Origin of the sequence: Kribbella orskensis (assembly GCF_004342085.1) — a bacterium.
GTDB classification, from domain to species: domain Bacteria; phylum Actinomycetota; class Actinomycetes; order Propionibacteriales; family Kribbellaceae; genus Kribbella; species Kribbella orskensis.
In genome coordinates this window covers 1-11755 of the sequence record NZ_SLWM01000053.1, presented here as the reverse complement: position 1 = coordinate 11755, position 11755 = coordinate 1, and the positions used below count along the sequence as shown (strand labels likewise).

7 protein-coding genes are annotated in these 11755 nt (G+C 68.6%); 2 read left to right on the top strand and 5 right to left on the bottom strand.

The window, feature by feature from the left end:
• The coding region (locus EV644_RS43925; protein WP_132197662.1) for a phosphoketolase family protein at positions 1-1162 on the bottom strand (1162 nt) is incomplete at its 3' end.
• 238 nt (positions 1163-1400) lie between these two features.
• On the opposite strand from EV644_RS43925, the gene EV644_RS43920 reads away from it, so the two are divergent.
• A complete protein-coding gene (locus EV644_RS43920; RefSeq protein WP_199240390.1) occupies positions 1401-3962 on the top strand; it encodes a cation-translocating P-type ATPase in 2562 nt (853 codons plus the stop codon).
• Here the strand turns inward: EV644_RS43920 and EV644_RS43915 are convergent.
• The 4 genes from EV644_RS43915 to EV644_RS43900 form a co-directional block, all read right to left on the bottom strand.
• Positions 3950-4603: a response regulator gene (locus tag EV644_RS43915; protein ID WP_132197666.1), complete on the bottom strand. Its 654-nt coding sequence runs from the start codon at positions 4601-4603 to the stop codon at positions 3950-3952. The genes EV644_RS43920 and EV644_RS43915 overlap by 13 nt on opposite strands.
• 349 nt (positions 4604-4952) lie before the next feature.
• Complete coding sequence (gene ppdK / locus EV644_RS43910) at positions 4953-7655, bottom strand: pyruvate, phosphate dikinase (RefSeq protein WP_132197672.1); 2703 nt, start codon at positions 7653-7655, stop codon at positions 4953-4955.
• A gap of 239 nt (positions 7656-7894) precedes the next feature.
• Positions 7895-8692, bottom strand: a complete 798-nt coding sequence (locus tag EV644_RS43905; protein WP_132197668.1) for an ABC transporter permease — start codon at positions 8690-8692, stop codon at positions 7895-7897.
• A gap of 5 nt (positions 8693-8697) precedes the next feature.
• A complete protein-coding gene (locus EV644_RS43900) occupies positions 8698-9618 on the bottom strand; it encodes an ABC transporter ATP-binding protein (protein WP_199240389.1) in 921 nt (306 codons plus the stop codon).
• Positions 9619-9768: 150 nt separating this feature from the next.
• On the opposite strand from EV644_RS43900, the gene EV644_RS43895 reads away from it, so the two are divergent.
• A partial coding sequence (locus EV644_RS43895; protein WP_132197670.1) for a bifunctional acetate--CoA ligase family protein/GNAT family N-acetyltransferase occupies positions 9769-11755 on the top strand: 1987 nt, incomplete at its 3' end.

Sequence of the window (11755 nt, the reverse complement as noted above, 5' to 3'; positions counted from 1 at the left end):
GATGCGGTACGTCGACGGCGTACTCGGTGAGCCTCGGAAGTTCGAGATCACGTGAGAGCAGGCCACCGTTCGCGTGCGGGTTGGAGCCCATCCGGTGCTGACCTTCGGGAACCTGGTCAAGCAGTTGAGGAGTCGGTCGGCCGACATCGTCGAACAACTCCTCCGGCCGGTAGCCGCGAAGCCAGTCCTCCAGCATCGCAAGGTGTTCCGGGGAGGTACGAACCCCCGACAGCGGCACCTGGTGCGCGCGCCACGTGCCCTCGACCTGAACTCCGTCGACCAGCCGCGGACCCGTCCAGCCCTTCGGCGTGCGCAGTACGATCATCGGCCAGGTCGGGCGGGGTGCATCCGGTTCGGCGTTGGCCTGGATCTCGGCGATCTCGCCGAGCACCTGGTCGAGCGTCGCCGCGAGGGCCTGGTGGACGAGTTCGGGATCGGAGCCGTCGACCAGGTACGGCCGGTACCCGTAGCCCTCGAGGAGGCTGGTGAGCTCGTCATCGCCGATCCGGGCCAGGATCGTCGGGTTGGCGATCTTGTAGCCGTTGAGGTGCAGGATCGGCAGTACGGCGCCGTCGGTCCGCGGGTCGATGAACTTGTTCGAGTGCCAGGACGCCGCCAGCGGGCCGGTCTCGGCCTCGCCGTCACCGACCACGCAGGCGACCACCAGATCCGGGTTGTCCAGGACCGCGCCGTACGCGTGGCTGAGGGAGTAGCCGAGCTCACCGCCCTCGTGGATCGAGCCTGGCAGCTCAGGAGCCACGTGACTCGGGATACCGCCGGGGAAGGAGAACTGGCGGAACAGGTGGTTCATCCCATGCTCGTCCCGCGGTACGTCGGGGTAGGTGTCGCTGTAGCTGCCTTCGAGCCAGGTGTTCGCGGCGATCGCCGGACCACCGTGCCCGGGCCCGATCACGTACATCATGTTCAGGTCGCGCTGCCTGATCACCCGGTTGAGGTGCGCGTAGAGCATGTTCAGGCCGGGGGTGGTGCCCCAGTGGCCCAGCAGTCTGGGCTTGATGTGCTCCGGCCGTAGCGGTTCGGTCAACAGTGCGTTGCTCAGCAGGTAGATCTGTCCGACGGACAAGTAGTTCGCCGCACGCCAGTAGGCGTCGAGATCCAGGACCTCGTCGGCCGTCAGCGGCTTGTCGGTGATCTGATGCATATTCGCTCCTCGGGGCTCGCCACGTGTCGTTCAACCTTGCCAGTCACGACAGCAGCGCTACCAGGGCCGAAGGTCCGTTCGGCCGGGTCGTAGGTAACTTCCGTCGGATGGCTCGCGGATCGTTCGGTGAGGTCCTTTGCCTCTGTCCGGTGGTGGACATGGACGGGACGCTCGAGATATGACGATTGCTCGGCCGATGCCATCGCGAGGAACCGGAAGCGCCGCTGAACACGGTGGCGTGACGGCAGCACGGGAGGGGCTCACGTCGGTCGAGGCTGCCCGGCGGCTGGCCGCCGACGGTCCCAATGAGCTACCCGCCGCCAGGCGCACTCCGGCCTGGCGGTTGCTGCTGGCCCAGCTGACCCATCTCTTCGCGGTGATGCTCTGGGTAGCGGCCGTACTGGCGCTGCTGGCCGGGCTGGCGCCGTTGGCTCTGGCGATCGTGGTGATCGTCATCTTGAACGGTGTGTTCGCGTTCGCTCAGGAGTACCGAGCCGACCGGGCCGCTCAACGGCTGCGCGAACTGCTCCCCGCGCGGGTCCAGGTGACCCGGGACGGGCAGCTCATGAGCGTGGAGGCGAGACAGCTCGTCCGGGGGGACCTCGTGCTGCTCGCCGCGGGCGACAAGATCAGCGCCGACCTGACCGTTCAGATCGGGCACGGCCTGGCAGTGGATGAGTCGATGCTGACCGGCGAGAGCGTGCCGGTCCGGCCCCAGCCGGGTGCCGACCTGTCGGCCGGAACCTTCGTGGTCCAGGGGGAGGCAGAGGCAACCGTCACTGCCATCGGCAACGCCACCCGACTGGCCGGCATCCAGGCCCTGACCGAGAGCGCTGATCGCCCGGACAGCCCGTTGACCGTCGAGCTGCATCGACTGGTCCGGATCATCGCGATCATCGCTGTCGCGGTCGGCGTGTCGCTCGCAGGCGTGTCGATGCTCTTCGGTCTCGGCCTGACCAAGGCGCTCTTGTTCGGCGTGGGAGTGATGGTCGCGCTGGTGCCGGAAGGTCTGCTACCGACCGTCACCCTCTCGTTGGCTCGCGGAGCGCAGCGGATGGCTCACGGTAACGCGCTGGTACGGCGGCTGGATGCGGTCGAGACGCTCGGGGCGACGACCTTCGTCTGTACGGACAAGACGGGCACGCTGACGATGAACCAGATGTCCGTGCAGGAGGTGTGGACCCCGGCCGGAACCGTGGTGGTGGACGGCGAGGGATACAGCCCCGAGGGCAGTGGTCACGGTCCGGCGGCGGCGATGGAGCTCGCGGTCACGGCGGCAGCCGGGGCAGTGGCCTGCGTGCGCGGCCGCGCGGTGCGCAAAGGTGACCGTTGGGTGGCTGAGGGAGATCCGATGGAGGTCGCCCTGGATGTGTTGGCACGCCGGCTCGGCGCGACCGTGGTGGATCCGTCCCAGGTGACAGAGCGAGTCAGCTTCCGCAGCGAGACACGGTACAGCGCCGCCGTCATGCCCGGCGGTACCTCCGTGATCGGGGCGCCAGACGCGTTGCTGCCCTACTGCAACTCCAGTGCCGTCGCTGCCCTCGCGGCGGTGGACGAGCTGGCCGGGCGCGGGCGGCGCGTTCTCGCGATCACCCGCTCCACCGAGCCCCTGGTGCGTGACGGCCGGCTCGACCTCACTACCCACGTGCTGGAACTGCTCGCGGTAGTCGGCCTCGAGGATCCGCCCCGGACCGACGTGCAGCCCGCGCTCGAGGCCTGCCGGACGGCCGGCGTACGGATCGCGATGGTCACCGGGGACCACGCCGCCACCGCCACCGCGATCGCCCGCGAGGTCGGCCTGCTGCTGCCGGGTGGCATCGTCGTCAACGGTGCCGACCTGCCGGCGGGCGACGAGGAGCTGGGAGCCCTGCTGGACCGGCCCGAGGGCGCTGTGGTCGCCCGGGTCACTCCGGCCGACAAGCTCCGGATCGCTCGCGCCCTGCGCGCCCGCGGTCATGTCGTGGCGATGACCGGCGACGGCGTGAACGACGCGCCGGCGCTACGGGAAGCCGATGTCGGCGTCGCGATGGGCGCGTCCGGCAGCGACGTCGCCCGGGCGTCCGCGGATCTGGTCCTGCTGGACGACCACTTCGCGAGCATCGTCACGGCCATCCGGCTCGGTCGCGCGACCTTCTCGAACGTCCGGCGGTTCCTCACCTACCACCTGACGGACAACGTGGCCGAGCTCGCGCCCTTCGCCGTCTGGGCGCTGACCGGCAGTTCGATACCGCTCGCCATCGGTGTGCTGCAGGTGCTGGCACTCGACATCGGGACCGACATGCTGCCCGCCGTCGCTCTGGGCGTCGAGGCGCCCGGACGGCATGCGCTGGAGGGGCCGGCCCGGCACCGCCGGATCGTCGACCGAGCGTTGCTGTTCCGCGCCTTCGCGGTCCTCGGGGCAACCGAGGCGTTCCTGTCTATGACGGCGTTCGTCACGGTCTTGCTGGGAGCCGGCTGGCGCTACGGCGACACCCCGTCCACCAGTTCTCTCGCCGCCGCCTCCGGTACTGCGTTCGCCGTGATCGCGGTAGCCCAGATGGCCAACGCCTTCGCCTGCCGGAGCGAGACCAGACCGGTCACCCGGCTAGCGCTCGGCAGTAACCGCGCATTACTCGTAGCTGTCGTCGTGGAGCTGGCCTTGCTCCTCGCATTCCTCGGCATCCCACAGCTGTCGCACCTCCTGGGCGGCGGTTGGCCGTCGACCACCGGCTGGCTCTGGGCCGGCGGCGCGGCAGTCGTCCTTCTCACAGTGGATGCCATAGCCAAGAACCTCCGCCGCATCCGGGGTCAACGCGGGTGACTGGTCCTGGTCCGCTCGATGGCGTAGACCGCGGCCTCGGTACGCCGTTCCAGGTTCAGCTTGCGTAGGAGTCCCGACACGTAGTTCTTGACGGTCTTCTCGGCCAAGAACATGACCTGGGCGATCTGCCGGTTGGTCTTGCCCTCGGCGATCAGGTCGAGAATTCTGCGCTCCTGCTCGGTGAGCGACTTGTAGAGCGGGTCCTCGTCCTCGACCGGATTCCGCAGTCGTTCCAGCACGGCCATCGTCAGCGCCGGATCGAGCAGCGATTCGCCGGTCGCCAGGCGTCGTACCGCGCCGACCAGGTCGGTCCCGCTGACCTGCTTGAGCAGGTAGCCGGCCGCTCCGGCCATGATCGCGGTGAACAACGCCTCGTCGTCGGAGAAGGACGTGAGCATCAGGCAGGCCGGCGGGTTGTCCATGGCAGACCGGATGTCCCGGCAGACGGTCACGCCATCGCCGTCCGGGAGCCTGACGTCCAGGACTGCCACGTCGGGTTGCAGAGCGGGGATCTGCACGGTCGCACCGGCGGCGGTACCAGTGTCACCGATGACCTCGATGTCGGGTTCGCTCTCGAGCAGTTGGCGCAGTCCGAGCCGGACCACCTCGTGGTCGTCGAGCAGGAACACCTTGATCGTCATCCCGATTCCTCCGCATCCGTTCCACCCACGCCTCCCGGCGTGCGCCACCAAAGCCGCCCGCATCGTCCGGGCGGTTCAAGCATCGCCAGCCTGCGACGACCAGCACAGTGGGCATGAGTCCCGGGCCTGAGGGACCTTCGGCCGTGAGGTTCGGGACCCTGAACCTGCCCTCGTCCGTACGGCGCCCCGGATGCTTGAGGCGATTGCCCGGGAGCTTCCGCCCAACGTCAGACGCGGCCGTCCAGCGACATCGTCCACCCGACCTATTGATCCGGATGGCGCAGACGGTTTGATGTCGAGGCGCAGTCGCCGACTGGTGGCGACTGCGCCTGCTGGCTCGGCAGCCGCGTCAGCGGGTGTCACTTGTGGTGGTGCCGGCGGAGGCTGCGCGGCCGGCTTCGAGTCGTGCGACGGGGATCCGGAACGGTGAGCAGGAGACGTAGTCCAGGCCGGCTGCCGCGAAGAAGTCGATGGAGTCCGGGTCTCCGCCGTGCTCGCCGCAGACCCCGATCAGCAGGTCTGGATTGGCTTTCCGGCCCTCTTCCACCGCGAGCCGGACCAGTCGGCCGACGCCCGTGCGGTCCAGCGACTCGAACGGCGAGACCGGGAACACGCCCGCGTCGAGGTAGCGGGGGAAGAAGGATGCCTCGACGTCGTCGCGACTGAAGGCCCAGGTCAGCTGGGTGAGGTCGTTCGTGCCGAAGGAGAAGAAGTCGGCGCAGCGGGCGATCGGACCTGCCTGGAGAGCTGCGCGGGGCACCTCGATCATGGTTCCGATGCGCGCGGGGACGGCGCCGCCGGTCTCCTCGGCGACCTTGGCCAGCACGCTCTCGATCTCGTGCCGTACCAGGCGCATCTCCTGCTCACTTGCCACCAGCGGCACCATGATCTCGGGCCGGACCGTCCCGCCTTCCGCTGTCACGATCGCGGCCGCCTCCGCGATCGCGCGCGTCTGCATGGCGAAAAGTCCCGGAATGGCGATGCCGAGCCGTACTCCGCGCAGGCCGAGCATCGGGTTGCTCTCGTGCGTCCGGCGTACTGCGGCCAGCAGTCGTTCCGCCTCTTCATCGGGTTGCCCCGCAGCTCGGTCGAGGGCGACCTGGACGGACAACTCGGTGAAGTCGGGGAGGAACTCGTGCAGTGGCGGGTCGATCAGCCGGACGGTCACCGGCAGGCCGTCCATCGCCTGGAAGATCCCGACGAAGTCAGCGCGCTGCAGCGGCAGCAGCTCGTCGAAAGCCGCCTCCTGCTCCGTCGGGCCCTCGGCCAGGATGAGCCGTTCGACCAGCCGGCGGCGATCGCCGAGGAACATGTGCTCGGTACGGCACAAACCGATGCCCTCGGCACCGAACCGACGTGCGCGTTGCGCATCCCCCGGAGTGTCCGCGTTGGCGTGCACACCGAGCGTACGGCGGACATCGGCGTGGCGGAGGACACGGTCGACGGCGCGAACCAGGTCGTCCGCGTCGGCCAGTGCGACGCGGCCCTCGAAGTACTCGACCACCGGCGATGCGACGACGGGGACGTCTCCGCGGTACACGAAGCCCGTCAGCCCGTCCAGCGACAGCAGATCACCTTCCTCGATGACCACCTCGCCCGGTGCCACCGCGCGGCGTGCGACGGGATCGACGACCAGGCTGTCGACGCCGCAGACGCAGGTCTTACCCATGCCGCGGGCAACGACGGCGGCATGGGAGGTCTTCCCGCCGCGAGTGGTCAGGATCCCGGTGGACGCGACCATGCCCGGCAGATCGTCGGGGCTGGTCTCGCGCCTGATCAGGATGACGTTTCGCCCTGAGCTCGCCAGCCGCTGAGCCGCCACCGAGTCGAAGGCCGCAACCCCCACCGCCGCGCCGGGCGAGGCGCCGATACCGCGTGCGATGACCGGGACGTCGTGCCGGCTGTCGAAGCGCGGGAACATCAGCCGACCGAGCTGGTCGCCGGTGACTCGCAGGAGTGCGTCGTCGAGCGTGATGACGCCTTCGTCGACGAGCTGGACGGCGATGCGGAACGCGGCCGCGGCGGTGCGCTTTCCCACCCGCGTCTGCAGGATCCACAGCCGGCCGTGCTCGATGGTGAACTCGATGTCGCACAGGTCGCGGTAGTGGTGCTCGAGGGTCGCCATGGCTGTCAGCAGTTGCGCGTAGCTGCGCGGGTCGATCGACTCCAGCTCGGCGAGGGGGACGGTGTTGCGGACGCCGGACACGACATCCTCGCCCTGGGCATCCTGGAGGTAGTCGCCGTAGACGCCAGGCTCTCCCGAGCCCGGATCGCGGGTGAAGGCCACCCCGGTTCCGCTGTCCGGTCCACGGTTGCCGAAGACCATGGCCATCACGTTGACGGCGGTACCGAGGTCGTCGGGGATGTGCTCCTGATGCCGGTACAGCGTGGCCCGCGGCGTTACCCACGAGCGGAACACCGCGCGTACGGCGAGGTCCAGCTGCTCCAGCGGGTCCTGTGGGAACGGGCGGCCGGAGTAGTCGGCGATGACCTCCTGCAGCGCGCCGCAGGCTCGTTCGATGGCAGCGGCCGGCAGTTGCTCGGGCGTGCTGACGTCCCACTCGGCGTAGCCGGGTGAGAGGGCGGCTTGCAGGAGCTCGTCGGGAACTTCGAGCACGGTGCGGGCGTACATCTGCAGCAGCCGTCGATACGAGTCCCAAGCAAAGTGGTCGTCGCCGGAGCGTTTCGCCAGGCCCTGGACAGACTGGTCGTTCAGCCCGATGTCGAGGATCGTCTCCATCATCCCGGGCATCGAGAACTTCCCGCCGGATCGCACGGATACCAGCAGCGGGTCATCGGGATCACCCAGCTTCCGGCCGATCACCTGTTCGAGCCGGTTCAGGTGTTCGCCGATCTCCTGGCTCAGCGCAGTGGGTGCGTCTCCGGTGCTCAGGTAGGTACGGCACGCCGTGGTCGCGATGGTGAAGCCAGGTGGGACCGGTAGTCCGAGCCGGGTCATCTCGGCAAGGTTGGCGCCCTTGCCTCCCAGCAGGTCCTTCAGGTCTTTGTTGCCCTCGGCAAAGTCGAAGACGTAGCGGTCGGTCTGCGGCATCGTGGTCATGTGAGTTCCCTCCAGCTCCAGCCTGGTCGTGAACAGGCCGCGGGAGCAGGGCCGAAAGTCCTCGATCAGCCGGAGGCCTGGTCGATTGGCCGGCAGACGTAGCGTTCGACGAGTTCGAAGGGGCCTTGGTGCAGAGAGATCTCGTTGCGCCAGATGATGCGATCGGGTTGTTCCAGGTGCCAGAAGAGGCGGATGCGGACCGGGGCGTGGTTCTGATTCCCGCTCCAGATCTAGTTGTGTGCAGCGATGTCGCGGCCGTCAAGGGCAGGCATGGCGATCAGGACCAGCGCCGCGGCGCCGCCGACCAGCCAGAGGTAGGCCGCGGGCAGGTCGGCTCCGAGTGGACCGCCGGTCAAGGCCTGGTCGAAGGGGGAGAGCGGTCGCCACGGCTCGACAGCGTCGATCATGAGCCCGGCCGCATACAGCACGTAGGCGGCAGTGGCTGCCGCCGAGGCGACACCGATGGCGGTCGACCTCCGGCCGAAGATCGCGCCGACGGCCAGGGCGAGAGCGCCGTACTCCGCTCCGAGCAGGGTCATGGCCAGTGAGCCGCTGGCTGCCTGGCCGGCACTGATGCCGACGTCGAAGACGAGACTCATGCTCGTGGTGGCGACGAACAAGGCCAGTCCGAGCGTGAACAGGCAGGTGAACAGCGCCAATGCCTTCTGCACCACGATCCTTGCACCGGTGATAGGCATGACCAGGAGCAGGTCGAGGGTCCCGTCCTCCTCCTCGCCTGCGACCGACCGGGCACCGTGCCCGATGCCATAGACCAGGAACAGCGCCGGAAGAAGCAAGGTGAACAGCTCGGCGTTCAGGAATCCTGGTCCGGTCGTCATCGACTGCAGATCGAAGAGCTTGCCGAGTTCCTCGGGGAGCTTGGAGTAGATCTCCTGCAGATCGGTCAGCTCACGCATCGACGGCCAGAGGGCGGACTCGAGGCCGACCAGGATCAGGATGGCCGCGGACCAGCCGGCCAGGCCTCGGCGCTGGTCGTACAGCGTCTTCCAGAACACGTTGCGGAACACCGAGCTCAGCTCCTTGCTGTGTAGTAGTCGAGGAAGATCGCTTCCAGGTCGGCCTCGTGGCTGACCACGTTGATGATCTGGTGAGGTGCGGCGATCCGGAGCAGCTCGGCGGTTGAGCCGGCGACCTCCACCTGGACGGTGCCGCCGCCGTCCCAGTTGATCTCCTGGACACCAGCTGCCCGCTTGAGCTGGTCGACCGGCGGTGGGTCGGAGAAGGTCAGCTCCAGCCGGCGCAACGCCTGCTGTCGCAACGCCTCGACGGACTGGGTGATCACCAGTTCACCGCTGCGGAGGATTGCGACCGTGTCGGCAACCGCCTCCACGTCCGACAGGATGTGCGAGGACAGGAATACCGTCCTGCCGTCCGCCCTGGTCTCCCGCAGCAGGGCCAGGAACTCGCGCTGCATGATCGGGTCCAGACCCGAGGTCGGTTCGTCGAGGATGAGCAGTTCCGGCCGGTGCATGAACGCCTGGACGATGCCGAGCTTCTGCTTGTTGCCGTGGGACAGCGTCTTGAACCGCTTGCCCAGATCCAGCTCGAACCGCTTCGCCAGCCGGTCGACCTCGGACCAGTCGACGCCGCCGCGCAGGTTGGCCAGGTACCGCAGGTACTGGGCGCCGGTCAGGTCCGGATAGCCGACGAACTCACCCGGCAGGTAGCCGAGGTGACGCTGAACGTCCTCGCAGCGGTCGACCACGTCGTTGCCCAGGACCGTCGCGGAGCCAGTGGTGGGGGAGATGAGCCCGGCCAGGATCCGGATCGTGGTGGTCTTGCCCGCGCCGTTCGGCCCGAGGTACCCGAACACGACGCCGCGGGGAACTTCCAGGTTCAGTTCACGCAGGGCGCGATGCGACCGGTAATTCTTAGACAGCCCCTCGGTCCTGATCGCGGCGTCCATCACCGGCTCCTCTCGCGGGATCGTCACTGAGCCCCAGCCTGAACGTACGAGCGGGCACCCGCCGCAAACAGGGCCGAAGGTCCGGCGCTGGATGTCCCTCCGGCCCTGCCTGAGGAGGTCTCTCACAGGCTGAACTGGGGGTGGCCGTACAACCCGAGTCCGAGAGGACGACCGAAGATGACCACGTCCGAGCACACCGAGCACGTTGCCGGTGGTGACCACCAGTCCGCTACCGGCGCTACGGCCGCGGTCGCCGGGTGGGACGCCCTCGCTGCTGACGGCTCCGTCGTACACATCCGTCCGGTGCGGGCGGATGACGAGCAGGCGCTCGACGAGCTCAACCACCGGGTCTCGGACCGCACGATCTACCTGCGGTTCTTTGCCCTGAGCCGCTCTGCGGCCGACCAGCACACGCGTCATCTGACGACCGCCGATCCACTGGACGGGCATGTCGCCCTGGTGGCCGAGGTCGACGGTGAGGTCGTCGGTGTGGCCAGCTACGAACCGATGCGCACGGATGAGGCGGAGATGGCCTTCCTGGTCGACGACGCGGTCCACGGACGCGGGATCGGCACGCTGCTGCTGGAGCAGTTGGCCGCAGTCGCCCGTGAACGGGGCATTCGCCATCTGCACGCGGACACACTCGCCGAGAACGGCCCCATGCTGCGGGTCTTCATGGACTCGGGCTTCACCGAGGTTCACCGACTGGACAGTGGATTGGTCGAGTTGTCGATGGACACCGCCTACGCCGCTCGCACGCTGGACCGGATGGCTGAGCGGGAACGCGCCGCAGAGGAGCGCTCTTTGAAGCCGCTGCTCGCTCCACACTCGGTGGCGGTGATCGGCGCCGGCCGCGAGGCCGGCGGGATCGGGCACGAGGTGCTGATGAATCTCGTCGATGGCGAGTTCACCGGGCACCTTTTCGCGGTCAATCCGCACGCGGACCGGATCGGCGAGATCCCCGCCTACCCGTCGATCGCGGACGTTCCGGGGCCGGTAGATCTGGCGGTCATCGCCGTTCCGTCGGTGGCCGTACCAGCGGTCGTGGAGGCCTGCGGTCTCGCGGGCGTGAGCGGCGCGGTGATCCTGACGTCGGGGTTCTCCGAACTCGGTGCCGATGGGCGGCAGGTCCAGCGCGACCTGCTGAAGCTTGCCCGGCGCCACAGCCTGAGGCTGATCGGCCCCAACTGTCTGGGCATCGTGAACACGGCACCGGAGATCCGGCTCGACGCCACTTTCGCCAACGTCCGTCCGTTGCCCGGTTCGCTCGCCCTGGCTGCGCAGTCGGGCGCCGTCGGGATCGCGGTACTCGACCACGCCAGCCGTGCCGGGCTGGGCATTTCCGAGTTCGTCTCCCTGGGCAACAAAGTCGATGTCAGTGGCAACGACCTGCTGCTGCACTGGTGGAACGAACCGCGCACCGACGTGATCGGTCTCTACCTGGAGTCGTTCGGCAATCCGCGCAAGTTCGGCCGGCTGGCCCGGCTGGTGGGACGGACCAAGCCGGTGCTGGTGGTGAAGGGTGGCAGGTCGAGCGGTGGCCGCCGGGCGGGTGCCTCGCACACCGCCGCGGCAGCGACTCCCGACACTGCCGTCGACGCGTTGTTCGCGCAGTCGGGGGTGCTGCGGATGGAGACCCTGGAAGAACTGGTCGACGCCGCGCGGGTTCTGTCCGGCCGCCCGCTCCCACGCGGCAGCCGTCTGGCGATCGTCGGCAACGCGGGCGGCGCAGGAGTGCTGGCCGCAGACGCGGCCAGCGCGCTGGACATCGAAGTACCGGAGTTCAGCGCCGTCACGGCGGCCGAGTTGACCGATGACACCGGAGCCGTGGGCGCGGGGAACCCGGTCGACCTCGGCGCCGCGGCGACGCCCGCCACCCTCGAGCACGCCGTCCGCGTCATCCTGAACAGCGGCGAGGCGGACGCCGTGCTGGTCACCTACGCGGCGACCCGCGCCGGTGATGTCGGCGAGACGTACGCCGCGATCGCCAGGGCTGCTGCGGACTCGACCATCCCCGTGGTGGTCACCTGCCTCGGTGCGCCGAATGCCGAGCCGCAGGTCGTGCTCGGGGATGGCTCCGCGCTGCCGGTGTTTCCCTTCCCGGAGACAGCTGTCCGGGCGCTGGGCCACGCGATGCGGTACTCCGAGTGGCGCACTCGTCCCC